We start from the raw sequence: 25364 nt of genomic DNA on the forward strand, positions 1-25364 counted from the left end.
ATGCACCGGAGACTGCGAGCATGGCCGCAGCGGAGCCGAGAAGAAGGCTCTTGATTTTCATTTCTGACCTCCAGTCATATTCCGGAGGCCTTCAACCGCAGGTCGGTGCGATTCCGCTCGCCGGGCATTTCAGCCCGGCCGGAATCATTCAGCTATGTCAGTCGATTATACCGACAGGTGTCCACTTGGGGCGCCCTGCCCTGTTCCGACCGAAGCCGCTTTCAGTGCATGGTCATCCATTCGCGGGCCGAGCGAAGCGCCTCGGCCAGATCCGCCTTCGACATGCTCTGCGCCAGGTCGGAGCGCAGCTCGGCAGCGCGGTTGGATCCCTTGATCGCTGCAATGTTGAGCCATTTGTGCGCGGCAACATGGTCCATCGGGCAATCGCGCCCAGCCGCATACATCAGTCCCATCTCGCAGAATATTTCCGCTTCAGCCTCACCGCCCATTGTCGCAAGCTGCTGATCCAGAATTTCAAAACGTGCCATTTTCAAGTCCCCGTCGAATAAGTTGTCTTTACCCTGTCAAGCTTCCAAGAGCCTGGTTTGTCGCCGGTTTTCCGGCTTCATCGTTGTGGGTGGAGTTTGACCGGCGGGTTTGAATCCGGCGTTAAACGGCATGATTAACTTCAGGCAAACAAAGTCCAAATCATTGGTAAATTTGAATTTTCATTAATCATCGAAATCCGGAAAAAGCGGGCTTTTGAGGACGGTTTAATTAAAAGTGAATCTTTTACGCATCAACCAATCGCTAACCAAGGCATTGATTGTTCGCATATTTTTCTGCCGCTTCGACGCGTGAAATGGGGCTTGTGCTGCAAAAAAGACTGGATTTCGTTAGATGTCTGGGCCAAGCAACAGCTCGTCGCCACCACGATCCTGGAGTAGTCATGCTGAAACAATCCGCCGCCGCCGTTTTTCTTCTTGTTGCGCTGACCGTAACGACATTTGCGGCCGATCCGATCGTCGGCGACTGGCGCACGCAGTCGGGGGAAACCGCAGCGATCGCGCCCTGCGGTGGCGGGAATTTCTGCGTAACGCTCAAGACCGGCACCTATGCAGGCACCAAAATCGGCACGCTCGCCAATACCGGCGGACGCTACAAGGGCAAGATCACCGATCCCGCAACGAACAAGACCTATACGGGCAAGGCTTCGATATCGGGCACGCAGATGAAGATGCAGGGCTGCGTGCTTGGCGGTCTTATCTGCCAGGCGCAGACCTGGATAAGGAAATAGCGGCATATCGCGGCCGCGCCGTTGAAGGCGCCGCCGCGATGACGGAATGCCGGACTAGCGCGCCCGCTGACCGAAAAGTACCTTCTGCGCTTCCTTGTCGCCGGCGATATTGTGTTTGGCCCGCTCTTCCTTGCCGATCTCCAGGGCCCGCTCAACGGCCGGTTTGGCCATCATGACATCGAACCAGCGCTTCAGGTTCGGAAAGTCCTCCAGCGTCTGGCCCTGGCGCTCATAGGGAATGACCCACCCGATGCAGGCCATGTCGGCGATCGAATAGTCGCCCGCCAGATATTCGTGCTCGGCCAGCCGCTTGTCCATGACGCCGTATAGCCGGTTGACCTCATTGGTATAACGGTCGATCGCGTAGGGCACCTGTTCCGGCGCATATTGACGGAAATGGTGCGCCTGTCCCGCCATCGGGCCAAGACCGCCCATCTGCCAGAACAGCCATTCGTCGGCAGCGACGCGGTCGCGTTCATCGGCCGGATAGTACTTTCCGAATTTTCGCCCGAGATATTGCAGTATGGCGCCGGACTCGAATACGGAAATCGGTTCGCCGTCCGGCCCGTCAGGATCCACAATGGCCGGCATCCGGTTGTTCGGCGCGATCTTCAGAAATGCGGGTTCGAACTGCTCCCCTTTTCCGATATTCACATATTTGACAACGTATGGAACGCCAAGCTCCTCCAGCATGATGGTAATTTTCCAGCCGTTGGGCGTTGGCCAATAGTAAAGTTCAATTGGCGAATTCTGCTCTGCCATATTCCGTCTCCGATTACTGACAGCAACAGACATAGGGCACATGCCGCGCAAATTGAACCACGGCAGGCCAATTCCCGAGCCCGGCGCACCGGTTCGGATCATTTTCTCCCGCAAAATTCGCGGCCCGCTTTCGTGAACGGGCGATGAACGCAGCTATCAGCACCGGTTCAGCGCGGATCAGCCATGATCGCATCATCAACAGACGCGAACCCGAGGCATGCGACATGATCACTGTTCTGACCCGCCGTTTCATCCTTATCGGTCTGGCATTCGTCATCTTTGCCGGCGCTGTCGCATTTGCGGTGGGCAAACAGGACAAGCACAGCCACTCGTGGGTCGCCGGCCAGTCCGTGCCGTGTGTCAGTTCGCAAATTTCCCAGTGCGGGCCTGCAGACCAGGAATAATTGTGGAGAGTATCATGGTCGCCAACGTTACAAACCTCGCGTCGACAATGCTGCGCATCGGCCTTGTCAGCATGTTTTTTATCGGACCGGTGGCCGGATTTGCCGCTCATCAGGCCGAGGCGAACAAGGCCGGCCTGAAAGGCGCGGGCCTGGTTATCTTTGTCAGCCTGCAGCGCAATCGCTGAAGCGGTCACGCCAGCCTTGCAGGCAGCCGTTAATCTTGAACGTCAAATCTGCAGGCGAAGCCATCCACGGTCGTTTTCATGTCACGCCACGATGACTATATTGGCGCATGGACACACGAATCAGCCAACAGAACAAATCGGCCGTCGAAACACCGCCGGCCATCAGTCCCGACTCCTTCTCCAGCGCCAAGGACGCTGTTGCAGCGCTGCAGGCGATCTACAAGCGCAACACCAGCTTCCTGCGCGATCATTTCAAGTCCTTCGGAAGCGGCGATGCGGTCGGTGGGAAACGATACCGGGCCTTTTATCCGCAAGTGCGGGTGACGACCTCCAGCTTCACGCATGTCGACAGCCGCCTCTCCTTCGGCCATGTGACGGCGCCCGGCACATACACGGCGACCATCACACGTCCCGGTCTCTTCCAGCCTTATCTGGAACAGCAACTGGAGCTGCTGATCAAGAACCACGATCTTGAAGTCGTTGTCGAGGAATCGGACACACCCATACCGTTGCACTTCGCACTGGGCGAGGATGCGAATGTGGATGCGTCATTCGCAAACAATTTATCGGTGCCGCTTCGCGACGTTTTCGATGCGCCGGATCTCAATGTCACCGATGACGAAATCGTCAACGGCACCTACGACCCGGATCCTGGTGGGCCGCTGCCGCTTGCCGCCTTCACGGCCCAGCGCATCGACTATTCCCTCGCGCGTCTTTCGCACTACACGGCAACGCGCGCCGAACATTTCCAGAATTTCGTTCTGTTCACGAACTACCAATTCTATGTCGAGGAATTCTGCGCCTTCGCGAAGACACTGATGGCCGACGGCGGCGGCGGTTACGAGGCCTTCGTGGAACCCGGCAATGTCATCACCTGCGCCGGCGATATCGCGCCGCGTCCGGATGTCGGCCCGGCGCGCATGCCCCAGATGCCCGCCTATCACCTGAAGCGGGACAACCACACCGGCATCACCATGATCAATATCGGCGTCGGGCCATCCAATGCCAAGACCATAACCGATCATGTCGCCGTGCTGCGCCCGCATTCCTGGCTGATGCTCGGCCATTGTGCCGGCCTTCGCAACAGCCAGCAGCTCGGGGACTATGTGCTGGCGCATGCCTATGTGCGCGAAGACCACGTGCTGGACGACGATCTGCCGGTCTGGGTTCCTATTCCGGCGCTGGCCGAGGTCCAGGTGGCGATGCAGGAAGCGGTTGCGGAAGTGACCGGGCTTGAAGGCTATGACCTGAAGCGCATCATGCGTACCGGAACGGTGGCGACCATCGACAACCGGAACTGGGAACTGCGCGACCAGAGCGGCCCGGTACACCGGCTGTCCCAGTCACGCGCGATCGCGCTCGACATGGAGTCGGCGACCATTGCCGCCAACGGCTTCCGGTTCCGCGTCCCCTATGGCACGTTGCTCTGCGTCTCGGACAAGCCGCTGCACGGCGAACTGAAACTTCCGGGCATGGCGACGGATTTCTACCGCACCCAGGTCAATCAGCATTTGAAGATCGGTATCCTGGCGCTCGAGAAACTCGCCGCGATGCCCCCGGAACGCCTGCATTCGCGTAAATTGCGTAGTTTCTTCGAGCCGGCATTCCAGTAGTTCAGGCTTCCGCCGGGACCTCTTCCCGATTTTTCGGATCCAATAGAATGACTTTCGCGGACCGCCAGACGGTTGCGACAAGGATGAGCGCGATCACAAATGCGCCCAGCCCGATCATGAAGGGAATATCCCGGTTTTCCGCCATGGTCAGCCCGCCGATCAGCGAGATCGAGCCGGAACCGAGCGTGAACAGCGCAATGGTCACGCCCATCACCCAGCCCTGCTGTGTTTCATCCACGGATTCGGAGAACATGAGCAGCAGCGTCGGATAGGTGATTGCAAAGGCCGCCAGGATCGGAAGGACGAGCACGAAAGACAGAGCCGCATAGGGATTGACGATAAAGAGCGCCAGCGAAACCGCCATGATTATAACGGTAACGGTGATGACCCTGATCTGCCTGAACCGCGACAGGATCGGCCCCAACAGAAAGGTGCTGCTGAAGGCCATGGCCGCGCCGGCGACGACAATGATCGCGCTTGCGGAAAAGGTACCGAAACCGAATTTTGCGACCACATAGTTGTCGAGGAAAATGAAGAAGCAGTTGAGCCCGAGGACGGCGAAGAAGAAAACGCCGCCCAATCGCGCGACCACGGGATGCCTGGCGACCCGCCACAAGGTCAGGAACACCTCCGACAGTCCGAAATCGATCTTGCGCCGCTCTTTCAGCGTTTCCTTGAAATAGAATTGGATGAGCGCGAGGTTTATCAGGACGATGAAGGCGGCAAAATAGGTCGGCAATTCGAGCGATGCGAAGTCTCCGAGAACCTGCTTGCTGCCCAGAACGCCGACGATGATCGGCCCGCCCATCAGACCGGCCGCCGCAGCGGCGGCTATGTAGCCCATATAGCGGTTCTTCTCGTCCGGCCCTTTGGCAAGATCGATCAGGGCCGCCTGGGCGATGGGCTGGTTGCCCGCCGTGAAGCCGGCAACGATGCGGCCGACAACCAGAAGAATGAAGCTGGACGTCATAAGGGCCAGGATGGTCAACACGTAACCCGTAAGTGTCCCGGTGAGGCAGATCAGAATGCCGTTTTTCCGGCCGATATAGTCGGACAGTTTGGAGATAAAGGCCGCGCCGAAAAACCAGGAAATGAAAAACAGCCCGATGACAATGCCATAGCGCACCTCGCGCGCTGCCTGCGGCATGTCATGCGGCAGGAAATCTCTGCTTGTACTGAACAGGATCGATGTGATCAGCGGGTACATCAGGCCCTGCCCCATGATGTCGATGAATACCACCATCAGGAGCGCGAAGCGCGAAATTCCCATGTCGACCTCCGAATCCGGCAGCAAAAGCTGACGCATCAAAGCAGTTTGCCTGCCGGATTACGAGCATAATTGTCCGCGGCGGCAGCCTGCCGTGGACAAAGATCGCCCTTCGGTGCCGGGGTCTTACATGTTCGGATAGACCGGACCCTCACCGCCCTGCGGCGGTACCCAGTTAATATTCTGGTTCGGATCCTTGATGTCGCAGGTCTTGCAGTGCACGCAGTTCTGCGCGTTTATGACGAATTTGGGCTCATTGCCGTCCTCTTCCACCCATTCATAAACGCCGGCCGGACAATAGCGGGTCGAAGGCCCCGCATAGACGTCATGTTCCGAGCTCTTCTGAAGCGCGGCATCCTGAAGCTGGAGATGGACAGGCTCGTCTTCCTCATGGTTGGTGTTCGACAGGAACACGGAGGAAAGCCGGTCGAATGTCAGCTTGCCGTCGGGTTTCGGATAGTCGATCTTCTTGTGTTTCGATGCCGGCTCGAGCGCGGCATAATCGGCCTTGCCGTGTTTCATGGTGCCGAATACTGAGAAGCCGAACAGCGTGTTGCACCACATGTCGAAACCGCCGAGCATCACGCCGCCGACGGTTCCAAGCCGCGACCAAAGCGGCTTGACATTGCGCACCTTCTTCAGGTCCTTGCCGATCTCGCTCTCGCGCCAGCCATCCTCATACGCGCCCAATTCATCGCCGGAGCGCCCCGCCGCAATGGCTTCGGCAACCTGCTCGGCCGCCTGCATGCCGGACAGCATCGCATTGTGCGAACCCTTGATGCGCGGAACATTCACGAATCCGGCCGAGCAGCCGATCAGCGCGCCGCCGGGAAATGTCAGCCTGGGGACGGACTGGTAGCCGCCCTCGGTAATCGCCCGTGCGCCATAGGCGATCCGCTTGCCGCCCTCGAATGTCGGCGCGATGGACGGGTGCGTCTTGAAACGCTGAAACTCTTCGAATGGCGAAAGATAGGGATTCTTGTAGTTGAGGTGCATGACGAAGCCGACAGCGACCTGGTTATCCTCAAGGTGATAGAGGAATGACCCGCCGCCTGTCCTGGCATCGAGCGGCCAGCCGAAAGAGTGCTGGACGAGACCCTGCTTGTGCCTGGACGGATCGACCTCCCAGAGCTCCTTGATGCCGATACCGAACTTCTGCGGCTCGCTGTCCTTGTCGAGACCGAAATGCGCAATCAACTGTTTTGCCAGCGATCCGCGCACCCCTTCGCCGATCAGCACATATTTGCCCATCAGTTCCATGCCGCGGGCGAAGTTGGGGCCCGGCTTGCCATCGCGGCCGACGCCCATATCTCCGGTCGCGACACCGACCACTGCACCCTCATCGTTATAGAGCACTTCGGTGGCCGCGAATCCCGGATAGATCTCGACGCCCAGTTCCTCTGCCTTGGCGGCCATCCAGCGGCATACATTGCCGAGCGAGACGATATAATTGCCGTGATTGTTCATCAGCGGCGGCATCATGAAGTTGGGCAGCGTCAGGGACCCGGACGGGCCGAGGACCAGGAAATGATCCTGATTCACCGGTGTCTTGAACGGGTGCTCGGGATCGTCACGCCAATCCGGCAGCAGCTTGTCGACGCCGACCGGATCGACCACGGCGCCTGAAAGGATGTGCGCGCCAACCTCGGCGCCCTTCTCCAGCACAACAACCGAAAGTTCCTCATTGAGTTGCTTCAAACGGATGGCGGCTGCAAGCCCCGCTGGGCCTGCGCCCACGATGACCACATCGAATTCCATGCCTTCGCGTTCAGGCAATTCGAGTTCGTCGCTCATTCTTCAGCTCCTCCATAATAACGGGTCGCCCGGAGTCCGTCCCGACACTGGCCAATAGCGTTTCGGGAAATGCAGCGCAATCATTTAGAATGATTCTGCCGGCTTTCCATGATTTACTTTGACGTAAACGTCAATATCAATTCGTCATTCGATACGAATTGTCGCGATCTCGCCGGGTCGGTGGGGATATTGACCGTGGACGCTTCAATTCGCCGCCGTCACGCCTTACAATCCGTCCATGACGGGTGGAGACGAACATTCGGCGCGTGCGCCGACAGCCAGCGAACTTGCGGCCCTCTTGCATTATTATGCCGAAGCGGGTGTCGACTGCGCGCTTGAGGAAAGCACCGTCGACCGTTTCGACGAGTCCCGCACACGCGCGCAGGCAACGCCAAGGCAGCCGGAATCCCCGCGCGATGGCGGGCAACCATCGACACCCCGGCGCAATGCAGGCCCAGCGCCGACGGCGCAGGCTCCCTCCCCGCCGCCGCAACCGGCCACCGTTCCGGACGAGGCCGCAATCACGGACGCCCGCGAGACGGCGCGCAATGCAGAGACCATCGAGGCGCTGCGTGAAGCGCTGGCCTCATTCAACGGCTGCAATCTCAGATTCGGCGCGCGCAGTACCGTGTTTGCGGACGGAAACCCGCAATCAGATGTCATGTTCATCGGCGAAGCGCCGGGCCGCGACGAGGATCGTCAGGGGCTGCCCTTTGTCGGCCGGGCGGGCCAGTTGCTCGACAAGATGCTGACGGCAATCGAACTCGACAGGGCAAGTTGCTACATAACGAACATGATTCCGTGGCGACCGCCCGGCAACCGTTCGCCGACACCGCTTGAAATCGAGCTGTGCCGCCCCTTTATCGAGCGCCATGTCGAACTGGTCAGCCCGAAGATCGTTGTCTTCCTCGGCAATGTCTCGACAAAGGCGCTGCTCGGAACGACGCGCGGCATCCTGTCCCTGCGCGGAACCTGGTCGGAGTACCATCCCAATAGCGACACGGCGATCCCTGCCCTGCCGACGCTTCATCCGGCTTACCTGCTGCGCAATCCGGCGGCAAAGAAACTGTCCTGGCTGGATTTTCTTTCAATCCGCGATCGTTTGGACCGGTTTTCCGGCTAATCACGCGCTGCCCGCGACACAATCGCCGCCGGCGACCAAGCCGCATCCCGGCACTTGTATCCGGATATATACCCGCACAACGCCGCCGGTCGATTTCCGATTTTCATGTCGCGAATAAGGGCGCGTTTTTTGCAACTTTCCGGCAAATTCGGATCCATGCGTGGCGCGTGTCCCAAGGCAAAAGCCCGATCCGGCCGCAGTCCGCATACCGACCAAAACCGCGTTCAGGAAAACCGATGTTATGACGAGCAGCATTGTTCCGATAGCAAGCCTCCTCCTGTCGGCATTCTTCATGCTTCTGGGTTACGGACTTTCCGGTTATCTCATTCCATTGAGAGCGGTTCAGGAGGGCTGGTCCACCTTCGAGATTTCGATGATCGCGACCGGCTACGCCATCGCCTTTACCGCCGGCTGCCTGGTGGTGCCGCGACTGGTGCTGCGCGTCGGGCATGTCCGTGTCTTTGCGGTCCTGGCGGCGCTGATGTCGATCTCCATTTTGATGCATGCGCTCATTGTCCATCCCGCCGCCTGGATCCTCTTTCGCGGCATGACCGGATTCTCCATCGCCGGCGGCTACATGGTCATGGAAAGCTGGCTGAACGAGCGGGTCACGAACGAGACACGCGGCACGGTGTTTTCCGTCTACATGGTCACATCGATGATCGCCGTGATGCTTGGGCAGTTCATGGTGCCCCTCGGAGACCCGCTGACCGCCTCGCTTTTCATGGTGTGCGCCATCGTTTTTGCCCTTGCGCTCATGCCGACGGGACTTTCCAATGCCCAGTCGCCACAGCCGCTCACGCAGGCGTCGGTCAATATCTTGGCGCTCTATAGAAAGTCACCGGCGGCGGTTGTCGGCGCGACGCTGGCCGGTGCGATCAGCGGCGCATGGAACAACCTCGCCCCGGTCTTCGCGCAGCTCAACGGGCTCTCGACCGCCACGGGCGCGACCATGCTGGCGGTCGCAATGATCGGCGGCGCCCTGTTCCAGTTTCCGCTGGGCCGCATGTCGGACCGTATCGACCGGCGCTATGTCATGGCGCTGGCCGGCGTTATCGGCGTGGCCGCCTGCCTGCTCAACCTGCTTGTGGGAACCTCCAACATCTACCTGTTCCTGTTCTTCGTGCTCCTGCTCGGATCGGTCATGTATCCGATTTATTCGCTGGTTGTCGCGCACGCCAACGACTATGCGCAGGCCGACGAGTTTGTCTCGACAGCCAGCGGACTTCTCATTGTCTACGGCGTCGGCACCATGGTGGGACCGCCCGTTTCCGGTGTCCTGATGGACAGTTTCGGGACCCAGGCGCTGTTCTCGGTGATCGGCGTGGCCTTCGCCGCCTATGGTGGCTATGCCTATTTCCGCAGTTTCCGGAGACCGCAGGCGTCAGAAGAGGAACGGGTCGACTTCCAGGCCATCCCGCTGAGCCGCGCCCAGACGCCGCAGACCTACGAGCTCGACCCGCGCGTCGAACAGGGCGACGAGCAGCAAAGCCCGGCACAATGAGCCAGTATCGGAGGTTCAGCCCTGCGGCGTCGTAAACCGGCGTGCCGCCTTCTGCTCGACGCCGAGGCGGTGTTCGCGAACGATGATGTAAAGGCCGGCGGCAACAACGATCGCCGTTCCGATGATCATCGACCATTGCGGCACATTACCAAACAGGAAATAGCCGGCGACAATGCCGAAAACGATGGATGTATATTCGAAGGGCGCGATGGTGGACACTTCGGCATAGCGGTAGCTCTGCGTCAGCAGGATCTGGCCAAGCCCACCCAGCACACCCGCACTGATGAGCAGAAGCAGTGCCGGCGTGTCGAGCGGCACCCATCCGAAGGGAATGGTGGCCAGAGACAGGACCGTCGCCGAAAGCGAGAAGTAGAGAACGATGGTCGGGGTCTTTTCGGTGGTGATCAGGCGCCGCACGAGAATCATGGCGAATGCGACCAGGAAGGCCGAGGTGAGCACGGCAACCACGCCGCGCGACTGGCCATTCTGCCAGAAGCCGCCATCAAACAAGGTCAGTAGCGGCCAGGAGATGACCAGCACGCCGACCAGGCCGACCGCAACGGCGGACCAGCGGTAGATCCGGATCGTCTCGCCGAGGACCAGCGAGGCAAGCACCACCATCAGCAGCGGGCGGGCATATCCGAGTGCAATCGCGTCCGGCAACGGCAACTGCGTGAGGCCGTAGAAGCCGCAGGCCATGGCAGAGACGCCAACGAGACCGCGCCACAGATGGCCCATCGGATTCTTGGTGTGGAAGGCCGTGTGGAGTTGCCTGCGCCAAATGAGGTAGAGGAACACCGGTATCATCGCCATCGAGGAACGAAAGAAAACGATCTGTCCTGCCGGTACGCCGTCTCCGGCCGCCTTGATACAGGTCGCCATGGCGACGAAGAAAACCACGGACGCCAGTTTGAGCGATATGCCTGTCAGCGCGCTCGATTGTGTCTCATCCAGTGAGGCTTCGCTCATGGTTCCTTCTTTGCCCGCAAGTATACGCTCAGGCGCCTTTTGCCTCCTGGATCGCTGACCAAATCCGGTTCGGCGTTGTCGGCATTTCGATGTGGCGGATGCCGTAGGCCCGGTCGAGCGCATCGATCACCGCGTTCAGGACCGCCGGGCATGCACCGATCGTGGCGGCCTCGCCGGCGCCCTTGATGCCCATGGCGTTGGTCGTCGAGGGCACATTGCGGGTTTCGAAGTTGAACGACGGCATGTTGTCGGCGCGCGGCATGGCATAATCCATGAAGCTCGCCGTCAGAAGCTGCGCGTCATCCGCATAGGCGGCGCCTTCGAGAAGACACTGGCCGATGCCCTGAACGGCACCGCCGTGAATCTGCCCCAGCAGCAGGATCGGGTTCACCACCACGCCGAAATCGTCGACGATATTGTAGGCGACGATCTCCGTCTTTCCGGTATCCGGATCGATCTCGATCTCGCAGATATGGGTGCCGTTGGGGTAGGTCGCCTCGTCCTGCTTGACCTCGCCGACCGCCTTGAGTTGTTCCTTGTCTTCGGCGGCGGCGGCCAACTGCTCGTAGCCGATCTTCTGATCGGTGCCGACGACCCGCGCCTCACCATCGACCAGCTCGATGTCATCAATCGCGGCCTCAAGCTGGTTTGACGCGATCTGACGCATCTGCCTGGCAAGGATCTCGCCGGCCCTGTCAACGGAGACGCCGCCAATCGGCACGGAACGCGATCCACCGGTTCCGCCGCCCTTTGGGAGATCGTTGCTATCGCCCTGCTTGACGATGATCTTGTCGAAATCGATCCCGATGCGATCGGCGATGAACTGGCTGTAGGCGGTCGCGTGGCCCTGCCCGTTCGTCTGGGTGCCGATGAAGAGCGTGATCGTGCCGTTATCATTGAGTTGAAGATGCGCCGGCTCCGAGCCCGCAAAGGCGCAGGCCTCGATATAAACCGAAATGCCGAGCCCGCGGATCCTGCCGCGCTGCCGCGCATCCTCGGCCCGGGCCTCGAAATCCGCATATCCGGCCCGTTCCAGCGCAGCGTCCAGATGTCCCTGATACTCGCCGACATCGTAATTGCGGCCCGAAACGGTGGTGTATGGGAACTGCTCCGGTTGGATAAAATTGCGACGGCGCAGTTCGGCGGGATCGATGCCCGTTTCACGGGCGCAGGCATCGACAAGCCGCTCCAGAAGCAGTGCCGCTTCCGGACGCCCGGCGCCGCGATAGGCGTCCACGGGCGTTGTATTGGTATAGACGCCCTGGATGCGGATATGGTGTTTGCGGATGTCGTACACACCGGTCGCCATCATCGCCCCGAACAGCGGAATACTCGGTCCGAAGCCGCTGAGATAGGCGCCCATATTGGCTTTGACATCAATGTCCAGCGCCAGGAAGCGGCCGTTCTCGTCCATCGCCATTTTCGCGCTCACGAGATTGTCGCGGCCATGCGCGTCGGCAACGAAATGTTCCGAACGGTCGGCCAAGGTCTTGACCGGGCGCGCCAGCCGACGCGCTGCCTCCATGACGAGCGGATATTCGCGGTAATTGTGGACGCGGGTTCCGAAACCGCCGCCGACATCGCCGGAAATGACCCGGATCTTATCCGGCTCCATCTCGAAAACATGGTTCGCGAGCGTGTTGCGGATGCCGTGGACGCCTTGCGAACCCATAATCAGCTCGAAACTCTCCGCCGCCGGGTCCCATTCAGCCAGCGCCGCGCGAGGCTCCATGAAATTGGCGACAAGCCGGTTGTTTACGAAGGAGATTTCCGTGACGTGGTGGGCGTCCTGGAAGGCTGCGTCGGTTTCCGCCTGATCGCCCTGCTCGAAGAGGTAGACCCGGTTGGAGCCGAGTTCGGGCCACAGAAGCGGCGCATCATCGCCAAGCGCGGCATTCATGTCGGCGACCGCCTCGACATCTTCCCATTCGATCTCGATAAGTTCGGCCGCGTCCTGCGCCTGCCTTGTGCTCTCGGCAACGACAAAGGCGACGGCGTCGCCGACATAGCGCACCTGACCGTCGCACAGAACCGGCGTTTCGCGCAGTTCGCATTTGGTTCCGTCAGGCTGCTTGACCGGCGTGAAGCAATGAATACTGCCGAGATGCGCGACATCCCTGGCCGTCATGATCAGATGCACGCCTTCCGAAGCCGCCGCATCGGCAACCGAGCTGATCTCGAATTTGGCCGCCGCGTAAGGAGAGCGGAGCACATAGCCATAAAGCTGGCCCGGCTTGTTGAAATCGTCGGAGAACCGACCCTCGCCGCGGACAAGGGCATCATCTTCTTTTCGAAGCGCGGAGGCTCCGACGCCGAATTTCGGAGTCACAATATTCATCGAAAACCTGTGCTTTGGAGAACCGAGATGGAACAGGAACCGCGTCCTGGTTCATTTATAGGGCCTGCCAGGCACATTGTCACCACAAGCACGAATTTCAATCTGCCAGACACCGGTGGCGATTGTGTTTGACGGCGCAACCTATTGGGGATTACAGCAGGCTGAAAGCCCAGAAGATCGGAACAGACACATGAGCAGACCCGGACAGGAAGTGCGTCTCGAGGATTACAAGCCGACCGATTTCGAGATCGAGACCGTGGATCTGACGTTCCGGCTTACTCCCTCACGCACGATCGTTACGAATCGTATCGCGCTGAGGCGCCGTTCCGGCGGCGGGAACGCGCCACTCATCCTTGACGGGGACGACCTTACTTTCGTGGACCTGAAGATCGACGACAGGACCGCTGACAGCAGCCGTTTCAGCGTTTCGCCCTCGGGCCTGGAGATCCGCGACCTTCCGGAAACCGAATTCTTCACGCTTGAAATCGTCACCGAGATCGCGCCGGCGGACAATACCAAGCTGATGGGCCTTTACCGCTCAAACGGGATCTATTGCACCCAGTGCGAGGCGGAGGGCTTTCGCCGCATCACCTATTTCCTCGACCGTCCGGATGTGCTGGCGATCTACACCACGCGCATAGAGGCGCCCATAAAGGAAGCGCCGCTGCTACTGTCCAACGGAAACCTGAAGGAACGGGGCCCCCTTTCAGAAGGCTGGCACTACGCCATCTGGCACGATCCGCATCCGAAGCCGAGCTATCTTTTCGCGCTGGTAGCAGGCGATCTTGCTGTCGTTCGCGACGATTTCACCACCGCTTCCGGAAAGCCCGTCAAACTTGAAATCTATGTGGAACACGGCAAGGAAGCCCGCGCCGCCTATGCCATGGACGCGCTCAAGCGCTCCATGCGGTGGGATGAAGAACGGTTCGGGCGCGAATACGATCTCAGCGTCTTCATGATCGTCGCGGTCTCCGACTTCAATATGGGCGCAATGGAGAACAAGGGCCTCAATGTCTTTAACGACAAATATGTGCTGGCCGATCCGGAGACCGCAACCGACACCGACTACGCCAATATCGAAGCGATCATCGCGCACGAGTATTTTCACAACTGGACGGGAAACCGCATCACCTGCCGCGACTGGTTCCAGCTCTGCCTCAAGGAAGGGCTGACCGTCTATCGCGATCATGAGTTTTCCGCCGACACGCGCTCGCGCCCGGTCAAGCGCATCGCCGAGGTCCGGTTACTGAAAGCGCATCAGTTTCCAGAGGACAGCGGCCCCCTGGCCCATCCGGTACGGCCGAAGCGCTACCAGGAGATCAACAATTTCTACACGGCGACCGTCTACGAGAAGGGTTCGGAAGTCGTGCGCATGCTGGCGACCATCCTCGGCGCCGAGGCTTTCAAGAGCGGGCTTGATCTCTATTTCGAGCGGCACGACGGCGATGCGGCGACGATCGAGGACTTCCTGACCTGTTTCGAGGATGCGACCGGAACGGACCTTTCCCAGTTTTCCGTCTGGTATCACCAGGCTGGAACGCCCGTCCTTACCATCGGTTCGCGCTTCGATGCGTCGGGAAGAACACTTACGGTCGATATCGAGCAATCCGTACCGCCGACGCCGGGTGAGGACCGCAAGAAACTGATGCATATCCCGCTGCGCATGGGCCTGTTCGACCCGGATGGCGGGGAAATCAGGATGCGGGACGTAAGCGGCATCGATATCAGCGGCGATGTCCTGCACATCACCGATCGCAATCACACGGTGGTCTTCCAGAATGTACAGGCACGGCCCACCCTGTCCCTGAACCGCAGCTTCTCCGCGCCGGTAAACATACGCTACGAACAATCTTCGTCGGACCTCGCGCATCTTGCGCGCTACGAAACCGATACGTATTCGCGGTGGCAGGCGCTGAACGATCTGGCGACGCGGGAGCTGATCGCGGCCACCGGCGCGACGCTTGGCGGCGAGACCGTGCAATGCAGCAACGCTCTGATCGATGCGCTGTTGTCCACAGTAAGCGACGCGAGGCTTGAGCCGGCCCTGCGGAGCCAGGCGATCACCCTGCCGGGCGAAGCGGACATCGCACGCGAGATCGGAACGGACATCGATCCCGATGCCATCTTTGCCGCGCGCTCTGCCGTTTCTGATGACATCGCCCGTCATGGCAGGGATGCCTTCGAAAGCGTCGTCGAAAACATACTGCCCGGCGGCCGCTACAGTCCGGATGCCGAATCGGCCGGACAGCGCGCCCTTTATCTGTCCGCGCTCAACTACCTGACACGCGCGGCGCTTCCGCCGGACGCCCTTTTGCCGATATTCCGCTCGGCCGACAACATGACGATCATGAGTGGTGTTCTTGGAATCCTCGTCCATCGTTTTCCGGGCTCGGCCGGAGCGGAGACCGCGCTTGCCGAATTCGAACTGCGTTTCCGCGACAATCCCCTCGTCATCGACAAATGGCTGGCGATCCAGGCGACGATACCGGATCCGGGCACGCTCGAGCGCGTCATGCGGCTGATGGGGACACGCCATTTCTCGATCGAGAACCCGAACCGGGTCCGGGCGCTGATCGGAAGTTTCGCGGCCGGAAATCCGACCGGCTTCAACCTGCCGGACGGGACCGCCTATGAATTTCTCGCCGAGCAGATCATCGGACTCGACAAGCGCAACCCGCAGGTCGCCGCGCGGGTGCTGACCGCCATGCGGTCATGGAAATCGCTGGAGCCGATACGCAGGGACAAGGCACGCGCGGCGCTTGCCGTGATCGCACAGCAGTCCGACCTGTCCCCCGATGTGCGCGACATTACGGACCGCATGCTCGGCCAGTAAGCCGGCAAATCATCCGAAGATTTGCCGCAGGTAAGGCGAAATTTCGCGACGCAACATTGCTTAGCGCCTTGTGCGGCCGGAATTTTCGCAGCGTTTTTAAACAGTTAAAAAAGAATTAACGACAGGGCTGGACAAGGCGAATCACCTTTGATTCATTAGGGCAGGTTCGGACATGCGGCGGCCGAATCACTTAAAAATATAAGGTGGGACATATGGCAGAAGCGCGGCGTGTGGGCGCTACTGACGGGGAGAGTCTGTCCGGTTTACGGGACGGTCCGGACTGGCGTTCGGAACTGGCCGGGCACGCAAAATTGTTCGCCAAGCCGGCCTATAGCAGGCTGGTCAAGGCGGAGCCTGTCCTGAAGCGTTCGATACCGATCCTGATCGTGGCGTTCCTGATCGTCATAGCGGCGGCGCGCATGACGGACCTTCTCAACGAACGCGGAAAACTTGAGAACGGTGCGATGCAGGCAACAGCCCTGACGGCGCTGGCCGGTGCGGCGGCGCTGGCGAATGACGCCGCTTCATTCACATCTCAGCACAGATGGAATGTCGAGCTGAAGATCAGCGACGCATTGCCGGCGCGGCTGATCACCGACGGCCGCTTCCTGATGATGTCGAACGCGGATGGCCGGATCTTCGCGGCAACGTCGAGCGGAAACGTCTTTGTCGGGCAGCACCTTGATCAGATACTGCCGCCCTCCTCGCCGTTGCGCCTTTTCGGCGTTCGGGCCGGTGTCCACAAGATCAAATACGGAAAGAAAACCTATTACGCCGCTCTGACCAATCTGCCGGGCGATGCGGGTGCCGTGACGGCCCTGACGCCGGCGTCACGCATCCTTGAGCCGTGGAAACAGGAGGTCTCGCTCAACGTGACCCTGTTCGCGGCGACCTCCAGTATCCTGCTGGTGATCCTCTATGCCTATTTCACCCAGGCCTCACGTGCCCGCGATGCCGACGAGATCTATCTCGAGGCGCATCACCGGGTCGACACCGCGCTGTCACGGGGACGCTGCGGCCTGTGGGACTGGGATCTGGAGCTGGGCCGGCTCTACTGGTCGCGCTCGATGTATGAAATCCTCGGCCGCACTCCAAGGGACTGTGTCCTTTCCTACCGTGATGTCACCGAGCTGATGCACCCGGACGATACGAGCCTTTATGAGGTCGCCCGATCGATCGCGCGCGGTCAGGTCACACAGATCGATCACGCCTTCCGCATGCGCCACGCCGACGGACACTACATTCTCCTGCGGGCGCGCGGCCAGATCACGCGCAACGCGGACGAGCCGTTGCATCTGATCGGGATCGCAATGGACGTCACCGAGCAGCAGCGTCTCGCCCAACGCACGGTGGAGGCCGACCAGAGACTGCTCGACGCCGTGGAAAGCACGTCTGAGTCCTTCGTCCTTTGGGATCGCGACGACCGCCTTGTCATGTGCAATTCGAGATATCAGCGCGTCTACGACCTGCCCGACGAGGCCGTTCGCCCGGGCGCCGCAAAGGCCGAAGTGCTTGCCGCCACCAAACGGCCGGTGGTCAAGAAATCCATCGCGGCTTCCGACGGCACCAGCGATGCAAAGAGCATGGAAGTACAACTCGCCGATGGACGCTGGCTGCAGATCAACGAACGCGCCACACGCGACGGCGGGTCGGTTTCGGTCGGAACCGACATTACCCAGCTCAAGCGTCACCAGGACCGGTTGCGCGAATCCGAACGGCGGCTCATGGCAAGCATCGGCGACCTGTCCGCCTCCCAGGGGCGGCTGGAGGAGAAAGCCGTCGAACTCAGCGAGCTGAACGCCAAGTTCCTGGCCGAAAAGGACCGGGCGGAAGCCGCCAACAAGGCCAAATCGGAATTCCTCGCCAATATGTCACACGAGCTGCGCACACCGCTCAACGCCATTATCGGCTTTTCCGAAATCCTGCAGGACCGCATGTTCGGTCCGCTCGGATCGGAAAAATACGAGGAATATGCGAACGACATCAACAGCAGCGGCAAGCACCTGCTCGGTCTGATCAACGACATTCTCGACATGTCGAAGATCGAGGCGGGACGGCTGCAACTGGCCTGCGAGCGCATCGACATTGCGCCGTTGATCGAGGAAACCTTGCGTCTCGTTGCGGTGCAGGCGAAAGCCAAGTCCATTTCGCTCGATTCGAAGATCTCGGCGGGCCTGACCCTGAATGCAGACCGGCGGGCGATCAAACAGGTTCTTTTGAACCTTTTGTCGAACGCCACGAAGTTCACCGAGGATGGCGGGCATATCTCGGTACGGGCCCGCAAATATTCGGACGCGGTGACGCTGACGATCGAAGACACCGGCATCGGCATCCCGAAGAAATCGCTCAAGCGGATCGGCCAGCCCTTCGAGCAGGTTCAAAACCAGTTCAGCAAGAGCCGGGGCGGATCAGGGCTGGGGCTTGCAATCTCCAAGGCGCTCGTCGCACTGCATGGCGGTGCCATGAAAATCCGCTCCACACCGGATGTCGGAACGATCGTGTCGCTGCGGCTGCCGATCAATCCGCAAAGGATGTTGCTCTAGATTTAGAGCAATTGTCGCTCGGCGATCGTCCGCGTGAAGATCGCCCGCACGTCCTGTGACATTTCGTGCAGATACGCTTCCAGCGCGCCGATATCGGGGAAATCGACGCCGCTCAGCATCAGCTCGCGAAAGGCAAGCGGCGCGCGCTCGGGATCGAAACGCTCTTCGAGGCACAGGCGGATGATCTGCGAGATCTGGGTGTAGAGCTTCAAGGCCTCCATCAGGGTCGCCGCGGCGTCCTCACCGATCATCGGCGGCGCCAGGTTTTCCAGGACTGACTTTGTGCGTGTTCCGGGCGCCGGCCCGTCGCCCTGCAGATGCGCTTCCTGCAGGCGCAGGAACTGGGCGATGAATTCGATGTCGATCAAGCCGCCGGGAATAAGCTTCAAGTCCCAGATGTTCTTGGCGGGTTTTTCGTCTTCTATGCGCTGACGCATTTCCTCGACATCGGTTGCTGTTTTGTCGATATCGCGCGACCGGGACAGAACCTCCGCGAAAACCTGCTCGGCCTCGGCTGCAATATCCGCGTCGCCCGTAACAATGCGGGCGCGGGTCAGCGCCATGTGCTCCCAGGTCCAGGCTTCTTCGCGCTGATATTTCGAAAATGCCCGGATATGCGTCGCCACCGGCCCCTTGTTGCCGGACGGCCGCAGGCGCAAGTCGACCTCGTAGAGAACGCCCTCCGCGGTCGGCGCGGACAGTGCGGCGACCAGCCGCTGGGTAAACCGCGTATAGTAGCGCACGGGATCAATGGGTTTCGTGCCATCGGATTCCATGCATTCGGGATCGTGCGAATAGAGCAGGATCATGTCGATGTCGGATTCGGCCGTCATCTCCAGGCTGCCAAGTTTGCCGAGACCGACAATGGCAAGCCTGCCGCCTTCGATCCGGCCATGCGCTGCCTCCAATTCCGCCTGCACAGCGTTCACCGCGGCCTTCAGGATCAGATCCGCAAGATGCGTGAATGCCCGCCCTGCCCGTTCGCCATTGATAGCGCCCGTCAAAAGCCGAACGCCGATCAGGAATTTCTGCTCGGAAGCAAAGATGCGCAGCCGGTCGAGCACCTCTTCATAGGCGAAGTTGCCGTCCAGGAACGCCTCCAGCCGCTCGGACAGCGCTTCCCGGGTCGGCAGCTCGGCAAGCAGCGTCGGATCCAGCATGCCGTCGAAAATATGCGGCTTGCGGCTGATGACGGAGGCAAGTCTCGGCGCCGAACCGAGGATGCTGACAAGCAGCGACATCAGGCTCGAATTGCTGCCAAGCAGCGAAAACAGCTGAATGCCGGCCGGCAGGCCGGAAAGAAACGCGTCGAATTTCAGCAACGTCTCGTCGGGCCGGCCCGTGTCGGCGAAAATCTGCAGGAGCACGGGCATCAGGTCCGTCAGGCGCTTGCGGGCGGCGGCCGTCTGGGTCGCGCGGTACCGGCCATAGTGCCAGGTCCGGATGATGCGCGACATGTCCGATGGCCGCGCAAAGCCCATCTGCGCCAGTGTTTCGAGCGTTCCGGGATCATCATCGTCACCGGTAAAGACCAGATTGCCGGTTCCGGCCGTCAGACCTTTCTCATGCTCGAAAAGCCTGGCATAGTGCTCTTCCACCAGCCGCAACGTCGACCGCAATCGCTCGGCGAAGTCTTGCGCGCCATCAAAGCCCATCATCTGCGCGATCTGGCCAAGTTCCTTGTCGTTTTCGGGCAGGACATGGCTCTGTTCGTCCCGGCGCATCTGTATCCGGTGCTCGACATCGCGCAGGAACCAGTAGGCATCGCGCAACGACGCCTCCGTCTCCCGATCGATCCAGCCCGCCTCGGCCAGGGCGGCCAGAGTTACCTCCGTCGGCCGCGTCCGCAGCGCCGGCATGCGGCCGCCGGCGATCAGTTGCTGTGTCTGCACGAAGAACTCGATCTCGCGGATGCCGCCACGGCCGAGCTTCACATTGTGTCCATAGACCGAGATGTCTCCGAAACCCTTGTGCGCATGGATCTGCCGCTTGATCGAGTGGATATCGGCGATTGCGACGTAATCGAGATATTTGCGGAAAATGAAGGGCGTCATGTCGCGGCAGAAGGCACTTCCGGTCTGCAAATCACCGGCCGCGACATCGGCCTTGATATAGGCGGCGCGTTCCCAGTTCTGACCCCTCGCCTCGTAGTAATGCAGCGCCGCGTCATAGGGCAACGCCAGTGGCGTCGAACCCGGATCCGGCCTCAGGCGCAGATCGGTGCGGAAGACATACCCGTCGCCGGTGCGTTCCTGCAGAATGTGGATCAGACGCCGGACCATGCGCGAGAAGACGTCCGTCGCTTCATCCCGGTCTTTGACGATTTCGGCCTGTGGATCGTAAATCACAACCAGGTCGATATCCGAAGAGTAGTTCAGTTCGCTGGAGCCCAGTTTTCCCATGCCGATCACGGCGAGCCCCGATCCGGCGCTGGGGTTGTCCTCGTCCCTCAAGACCAGTTTTCCGGCATTATGTGCCGACAGGAGCAGATGGTTAATGGCCGCTGACACGCTGGCGCGGGCAAACGCGCTCAGCCACGCGGTGATTTTGCGCGTCTCCAGGACGCGGCCGAGGTCGTACATTGCGAGCGCGAAGGCCAGCCGCCGCTTCAGGTCGCGCAACCGGCGCATCAAATCCGCTTCGACAAGGTTTTCGCGCCAGGCATTCTTGGCGCTTTCCACCAAACCGTCGAGCAGGACCTCGGGCTCGCCGGTAAAGACCGGCAGGATGCATTCGGGATGAGTGAGCGCGACATCGCGCAAAAAGGGCGACAATTCGGCTGCCGCAAAAAGCACCTCCCGGCCCGAGCCCTCGCCGTCCAAAAATTCAATTAAATCAGCCTGATCGGACGCCGCATTGCGAAGATCTGTCAGGAATTCCCGGGATGTTTCCGGCGATACGGCCTTGATCGGCCGGCCGTATTCGGCAACGGACGCCGTTTCCGATGCCCCTTTGCTATTCAAATCCTAACTCCGCCTGTCAAAAACCATTCGGGCGCACAATCCACATTGCTCGCTCTCATCGCAATTGACAAGTTCCAGCCGGCCGCCATGCAGGCCCATAATGGCCTCGACAAGGCTGAGCCCCAGCCCGGTTCCGGGTTTCGTGCGGCTCTCGTCGAGACGAACGAAACGCTTGACCACATCGTCGCGCATATCTTCCGGAATACCCGGCCCGTTGTCGAGGACGGACAGAACCACGGCTCCGTCCTCCCGGCCCAGCCGCAGCTCGATCTCGGGCGGGCCTTTGCCATCGATGCAGTACTTGATCGCGTTGTCGATCAGGTTCGTCAGTGCCTGGCCTATCAGCTCCCGGTTGCCGGTCACGGTGACGCCGTCCTCGATCCGGGTCTTCAGGCGAACCCCTGCCTCTTCGGCGACCGGCTCGTAAAGCTCCTCGGCGTCATGGGCAATTTGTGTAAGATCGACGGGTTTCAGCTCGGCAACCGCCGCGCCGGCCTCCACCCGGGAAATCATCAGCAGGGCATTGAATGTGCGGATCAGCTGGTCCGATTCCTCAATCATTTCCTCCATCGCGGACCGATAAGTATCCGGGTCCGGCTTGCCGGCCAGTGCAGCCTCGGCCCTGTTGCGCAGCCGGGTAAGAGGCGTTTTGAGATCGTGCGCGATGTTGTCCGATACCTGGCGCAGTCCTTCATTGAGTTTCTCGATCCGGCTCAGCATGGCATTGAGCGCCTCGGACAGACGGTCGAATTCGTCGCGGGACCCGCTGACCGGAAGCCTTTGGCTCAGATCGCCGGCCATGATCTTCTGACTGGCCTGGGAAACACGGTCGATCCGCTGCAGGGCCCCGCGCCCGATAAAGAACCAGATGACGAGCGCACCGAACACCATGATGCCGAGCGCCATGGCCAGTGAACGCTGCACCATCGAACGGAATTTGGTCGGCTCGCCGAGATCCCGGCCGACGAGGACCCGCATGCCGTTGGGCAGGAAGATCACCTCGGCGAGCGCGGCATGACCGGGCGTTCCCTCCGGCTGATAGAACCGCCGATAGGAGAATGGACGGTCCGTCCAGCCCTCGATGTCCAGAACACCGGGCTGCAGGCTCTGGACATTGCCGGCAAGTATCTCGCCGTTCGGCGCGGCGATGGTGTAGAGATTGGCGCCCGGCTCGCGCGAGCGGCGGTCGATGTGCCCGATCAGCAGTGAAACGCCGCCACGGCGGTAGAAATTGCCGAGAACCTTGAGCTCGTCCTGTACGACCTGTTTCGTCTGGAGAGTGAGCAGGTTTGAGGTCAGATCGGTGACATAGAAGACGAGTGCAACCGCGCATATCGCAAACAGGCCCAGATAGAGTGCGGACATGCGCACCGCGGTGGTTCGTAGCAGGGCACTGAATCGGCTCATGTCAAACCAATCCTGCTCTGCTAGCCGTCGGCTTTGAGCATGTATCCCGCACCCCGAACCGTTCGCAGCAAGGCCTTGTCGAATCCCTTTTCGATCTTGGACCGCAGGCGGGAGATGTGGACGTCGATGACATTGGTCTGAGGATCGAAATGGTAATCCCAGACATTTTCGAGAAGCATGGTCCTCGTGACCACCTGCCCGGCGTGCTTCATCAGATATTCAAGCAGTCGGAATTCGCGCGGCTGCAAGTTGATCTTCTGTCCGGCCCGGTGCACCTCATGGGCCAGCCGGTCGAGTTCAAGATCACCGACCCGATACACGGTGTCGTTGTCGCGCATGCCCTTGCGCCGCCCTAGGACCTCGACACGCGCCAGCAGCTCGGAGAAGGAATAGGGTTTGGGCAGATAATCATCGCCGCCGGCCCGAAGGCCTGTCACGCGGTCGTCGACCTGCCCGAGCGCGGACAGGATCAGCACCGGTGTATCGATTGATTTTTCGCGAAGCTCACTGACGATCGACAGGCCGTCACGCTTGGGCAGCATGCGGTCGATCACCATGACGTCGTAGTTGTTTTCCGTCGCCAGGTAATAGCCCAGATCGCCGTCGCTTGCGTGATCGGTAACGATGCCGGCTTCGTTGAAGGCCTTCACCAGATAGGCCGCGGCCTCCAGATCATCTTCAATAACCAGAATCTTCATATCCGGCATATTAGGCGAATATTCCGGCGAAAAACAAACCATAAGATGTCAGTTCCGGCCCACCGCTATCTTCACAAGCATCGTCAAATAAAAGGACAGCGGGCCGATGGGAGACCCGCTGTCCACAGAATCGGGCGGTTGGCCGGGGGCGACATTAATGACCGCCCACCCGATCTGTTCAACCGACAGAGACCGGTAAAGCTACAAACCGGCTGCTGTCCTGGTTGCTCAGCTGAAACAGAACCGCCTTGCGCCCGGCCTCGGTGGCGGCTTCCACCGCCTTGGCCACGTCATCGGCGGACTGAACATCCGTGTTGTTGACGGCGACGATGATGTCGCCCTCGCGCATTCCCCGGTCGGCCGCCGTGCTGTCCGGCTCGACCTTGGTAATCATGAGACCATTGCCGTCATCGGCGGGCTTCACGGTCAGCCCGAATTCCTCAAGCGACTGACTGTTGTCGCTCTGCTGCGGGCCTGCGATGGCCGCGGCCTTCTTCGGCTCCTTCAGCGTGCCGATCTCGACGTCCAGGGTGCGGCTGTCTCCACCGCGCCAGACGGTGATCTCGGCATCGTCGCCGGGCGTGATCTTGGCGATCTTGCGCGCCAGGTCACGCGGGCTCTCGATCAGTTCGCCATCGACCGCCGTGACCACATCACCGGATTTCAGTCCGGCTTCCAGCGCCGGCGATTCCGGCTGCGGTTCGGTGATCAGCGCGCCCTTGGTTTCGCTGAGGCCAAGCGATTCGGCGATATCTGCCGAGACCGGCTGGATCTGAACGCCAAGCCAGCCGCGCTCGACCGTGCCATTGTCTATCAGGTCTGCGACAACCTCGCCGGCGAGCGAGGCGGGTATGGCAAAGGCGATGCCGACATTGCCGCCCGACGGCGAGAAGATCGCGGTGTTGACGCCGATGACTTCGCCTTCGAGGTTGAAGGTCGGACCGCCCGAGTTCCCGCGGTTCACCGCGGCATCGACCTGGATGAAATCGTCATAAGGTCCGGCACCAATATCGCGGCCGCGTGCCGAAACGATGCCGGCTGTCACCGTGCCGCCAAGGCCGAACGGATTGCCGACGGCAACGACCCAGTCACCGATGCGGGTCTTGTCGTCCTGATCGAAGCCGACATAGGTGAAAGTCTTGTCACTCTCGACCTTGAGCACCGCGAGGTCCGTGCGGGCGTCCTTGCCGATCAATTCCGCCTCAAGCTCGGTTCCGTCATGCATGACGACGGCGAACTCGGAGCCGTTATCGACCACATGGGCGTTGGTGACGACAAATCCATCGTCGGAGATGAAGAAACCGGATCCCTGCGACACCGGCCGGCTGCGCGGCGTGCGCTGTTCGGGAGGGTTCTGATCACCGCGCTCGCTGAAGCGGTCACCGAAAGGACTGCCCTGACCGAATTCGCGGAAGAAGCGGCGCATGGGGTGATCTTCGGGCAGGTTTTCCATGCCCGGCGCACCGAAATTGAATCCGTTGGAAGAGACGGGCTTGATGTCCGACTTGACCCGGACGGACACAACCGCCGGTGTGACGGCCTCGACCACGTCCGCAAAGCCGGGTTCTTCGGGAGCCTGCACTCTGACGGCATCGGCGTAAGCCGACTGTACTTTGGCCGGAATGCCGCTTGCCATCATCGCCGCTGCCAGACCCAGTACGGCTGTCGTGGTCAGCAATCCGTGACGGGAGGTCATGCGGAAATTTCTCTTTGGCATAAAAAGG

18 protein-coding genes are annotated in these 25364 nt (G+C 60.4%); 8 read left to right on the forward strand and 10 right to left on the reverse strand.

The genetic code is table 11. The features are described from left to right. Nucleotides 1-221: 221 nt before the first annotated feature. Entirely contained in the window at nt 222-488 is a 267-nt protein-coding gene (locus OOZ53_RS22280; RefSeq protein ID WP_271091955.1) for a sel1 repeat family protein, read from the reverse strand. A gap of 401 nt (nt 489-889) precedes the next feature. Here OOZ53_RS22280 and OOZ53_RS22285 point away from each other — a divergent pair, with 401 nt between their 5' ends. Then, nucleotides 890-1237, forward strand: a complete 348-nt coding sequence (locus tag OOZ53_RS22285; protein WP_271091956.1) for a DUF2147 domain-containing protein — start codon at nt 890-892, stop codon at nt 1235-1237. Nucleotides 1238-1291: 54 nt separating this feature from the next. Here the strand turns inward: OOZ53_RS22285 and OOZ53_RS22290 are convergent, their stop codons facing one another. Continuing rightward, entirely contained in the window at nt 1292-1999 is a 708-nt protein-coding gene (locus OOZ53_RS22290; protein ID WP_271091957.1) for a glutathione S-transferase N-terminal domain-containing protein, read from the reverse strand. Between the two features lie 143 nt (nt 2000-2142). On the opposite strand from OOZ53_RS22290, the gene OOZ53_RS22295 reads away from it, so the two are divergent. From OOZ53_RS22295 to OOZ53_RS22305, 3 genes are all read left to right on the forward strand, one after another. Then, nucleotides 2143-2403, forward strand: coding sequence for a hypothetical protein (locus OOZ53_RS22295; RefSeq protein WP_271091958.1), 261 nt, complete (start codon nt 2143-2145; stop codon nt 2401-2403). 14 nt (nt 2404-2417) lie between these two features. Further along, nucleotides 2418-2588, forward strand: coding sequence for a hypothetical protein (locus OOZ53_RS22300; RefSeq protein ID WP_271091959.1), 171 nt, complete (start codon nt 2418-2420; stop codon nt 2586-2588). Nucleotides 2589-2695: 107 nt separating this feature from the next. Then, the gene (locus OOZ53_RS22305) at nt 2696-4201 is read left to right on the forward strand and encodes an AMP nucleosidase (RefSeq protein ID WP_271091961.1); all 1506 of its coding nucleotides are present in this window, start codon (nt 2696-2698) and stop codon (nt 4199-4201) included. A 1-nt stretch (nt 4202) separates the two neighbouring features. On the opposite strand, the gene OOZ53_RS22310 is transcribed toward OOZ53_RS22305, so the two are convergent. Then, nucleotides 4203-5507 (reverse strand): MFS transporter, encoded by a 1305-nt coding sequence (locus OOZ53_RS22310; RefSeq protein ID WP_271091962.1) that lies wholly within the window; start codon nt 5505-5507, stop codon nt 4203-4205. Between the two features lie 87 nt (nt 5508-5594). Then, nucleotides 5595-7262: an electron transfer flavoprotein-ubiquinone oxidoreductase gene (locus OOZ53_RS22315; RefSeq protein ID WP_271091963.1), complete on the reverse strand. Its 1668-nt coding sequence runs from the start codon at nt 7260-7262 to the stop codon at nt 5595-5597. Between the two features lie 238 nt (nt 7263-7500). Between OOZ53_RS22315 and OOZ53_RS22320 the strand changes: the two genes are divergently transcribed. Beyond that, a complete protein-coding gene (locus tag OOZ53_RS22320; protein ID WP_271091964.1) occupies nt 7501-8385 on the forward strand; it encodes a uracil-DNA glycosylase in 885 nt (294 codons plus the stop codon). 241 nt (nt 8386-8626) lie between these two features. After that, on the forward strand, nt 8627-9889 hold the full coding sequence (locus tag OOZ53_RS22325; RefSeq protein ID WP_271091965.1) for an MFS transporter: 1263 nt from the start codon (nt 8627-8629) through the stop codon (nt 9887-9889). A gap of 15 nt (nt 9890-9904) precedes the next feature. Here OOZ53_RS22325 and OOZ53_RS22330 read toward each other — a convergent pair whose 3' ends face one another. Further along, nucleotides 9905-10843: a DMT family transporter gene (locus OOZ53_RS22330; RefSeq protein WP_271092045.1), complete on the reverse strand. Its 939-nt coding sequence runs from the start codon at nt 10841-10843 to the stop codon at nt 9905-9907. A gap of 43 nt (nt 10844-10886) precedes the next feature. Then, nucleotides 10887-13196 carry a xanthine dehydrogenase family protein molybdopterin-binding subunit gene (locus OOZ53_RS22335; RefSeq protein ID WP_271091966.1) on the reverse strand — a complete coding sequence of 770 codons (2310 nt, stop codon included), beginning with the start codon at nt 13194-13196 and terminating at the stop codon, nt 10887-10889. A gap of 190 nt (nt 13197-13386) precedes the next feature. Between OOZ53_RS22335 and pepN the strand changes: the two genes are divergently transcribed. Together pepN and OOZ53_RS22345 are read left to right on the forward strand one after the other, a co-directional pair. After that, complete coding sequence (gene pepN / locus OOZ53_RS22340) at nt 13387-16029, forward strand: aminopeptidase N (RefSeq protein ID WP_271091967.1); 2643 nt, start codon at nt 13387-13389, stop codon at nt 16027-16029. 212 nt (nt 16030-16241) lie between these two features. Further along, entirely contained in the window at nt 16242-18572 is a 2331-nt protein-coding gene (locus OOZ53_RS22345) for a PAS domain-containing sensor histidine kinase (protein WP_271091968.1), read from the forward strand. Nucleotides 18573-18574: 2 nt separating this feature from the next. Here OOZ53_RS22345 and OOZ53_RS22350 read toward each other — a convergent pair whose 3' ends face one another. The 4 genes from OOZ53_RS22350 to OOZ53_RS22365 all read right to left on the reverse strand — a co-directional run bounded on the left by OOZ53_RS22350 (nt 18575) and on the right by OOZ53_RS22365 (nt 25357). Then, nucleotides 18575-21535 carry a bifunctional [glutamine synthetase] adenylyltransferase/[glutamine synthetase]-adenylyl-L-tyrosine phosphorylase gene (locus OOZ53_RS22350; protein ID WP_271091969.1) on the reverse strand — a complete coding sequence of 987 codons (2961 nt, stop codon included), beginning with the start codon at nt 21533-21535 and terminating at the stop codon, nt 18575-18577. Nucleotides 21536-21538: 3 nt separating this feature from the next. Further along, on the reverse strand, nt 21539-22942 hold the full coding sequence (locus OOZ53_RS22355; protein ID WP_271091970.1) for a sensor histidine kinase: 1404 nt from the start codon (nt 22940-22942) through the stop codon (nt 21539-21541). A gap of 20 nt (nt 22943-22962) precedes the next feature. Beyond that, nucleotides 22963-23682, reverse strand: coding sequence for a response regulator transcription factor (locus OOZ53_RS22360; RefSeq protein WP_271091971.1), 720 nt, complete (start codon nt 23680-23682; stop codon nt 22963-22965). Nucleotides 23683-23818: 136 nt separating this feature from the next. Then, nucleotides 23819-25357, reverse strand: coding sequence for a Do family serine endopeptidase (locus tag OOZ53_RS22365; protein WP_271091972.1), 1539 nt, complete (start codon nt 25355-25357; stop codon nt 23819-23821). Nucleotides 25358-25364: the final 7 nt, after the last annotated feature.

The sequence above is a fragment of the Allohoeflea poritis genome (genome assembly GCF_027889715.1).
GTDB lineage: Bacteria > Pseudomonadota > Alphaproteobacteria > Rhizobiales > Rhizobiaceae > Hoeflea_A > Hoeflea_A poritis.

What these genes read in the sequence shown, in the direction of transcription:
- OOZ53_RS22305 (WP_271091961.1), top strand. Translation starts at nt 2,696, where the DNA reads ATGGACACACGAATCAGCCAACAGAACAAATCGGCCGTCGAAACACCG.
- OOZ53_RS22300 (WP_271091959.1), top strand. Translation starts at nt 2,418, where the DNA reads ATGGTCGCCAACGTTACAAACCTCGCGTCGACAATGCTGCGCATCGGC.
- OOZ53_RS22290 (WP_271091957.1), bottom strand. Translation starts at nt 1,999, where the DNA reads ATGGCAGAGCAGAATTCGCCAATTGAACTTTACTATTGGCCAACGCCC.
- OOZ53_RS22280 (WP_271091955.1), bottom strand. Translation starts at nt 488, where the DNA reads ATGGCACGTTTTGAAATTCTGGATCAGCAGCTTGCGACAATGGGCGGT.
- pepN (WP_271091967.1), top strand. Translation starts at nt 13,387, where the DNA reads ATGAGCAGACCCGGACAGGAAGTGCGTCTCGAGGATTACAAGCCGACC.
- OOZ53_RS22360 (WP_271091971.1), bottom strand. Translation starts at nt 23,682, where the DNA reads ATGGTTTGTTTTTCGCCGGAATATTCGCCTAATATGCCGGATATGAAG.
- OOZ53_RS22325 (WP_271091965.1), top strand. Translation starts at nt 8,627, where the DNA reads ATGACGAGCAGCATTGTTCCGATAGCAAGCCTCCTCCTGTCGGCATTC.
- OOZ53_RS22355 (WP_271091970.1), bottom strand. Translation starts at nt 22,942, where the DNA reads ATGAGCCGATTCAGTGCCCTGCTACGAACCACCGCGGTGCGCATGTCC.
- OOZ53_RS22285 (WP_271091956.1), top strand. Translation starts at nt 890, where the DNA reads ATGCTGAAACAATCCGCCGCCGCCGTTTTTCTTCTTGTTGCGCTGACC.
- OOZ53_RS22365 (WP_271091972.1), bottom strand. Translation starts at nt 25,357, where the DNA reads ATGCCAAAGAGAAATTTCCGCATGACCTCCCGTCACGGATTGCTGACC.
- OOZ53_RS22345 (WP_271091968.1), top strand. Translation starts at nt 16,242, where the DNA reads ATGGCAGAAGCGCGGCGTGTGGGCGCTACTGACGGGGAGAGTCTGTCC.
- OOZ53_RS22310 (WP_271091962.1), bottom strand. Translation starts at nt 5,507, where the DNA reads ATGCGTCAGCTTTTGCTGCCGGATTCGGAGGTCGACATGGGAATTTCG.
- OOZ53_RS22315 (WP_271091963.1), bottom strand. Translation starts at nt 7,262, where the DNA reads ATGAGCGACGAACTCGAATTGCCTGAACGCGAAGGCATGGAATTCGAT.
- OOZ53_RS22320 (WP_271091964.1), top strand. Translation starts at nt 7,501, where the DNA reads ATGACGGGTGGAGACGAACATTCGGCGCGTGCGCCGACAGCCAGCGAA.
- OOZ53_RS22295 (WP_271091958.1), top strand. Translation starts at nt 2,143, where the DNA reads ATGAACGCAGCTATCAGCACCGGTTCAGCGCGGATCAGCCATGATCGC.
- OOZ53_RS22335 (WP_271091966.1), bottom strand. Translation starts at nt 13,196, where the DNA reads ATGAATATTGTGACTCCGAAATTCGGCGTCGGAGCCTCCGCGCTTCGA.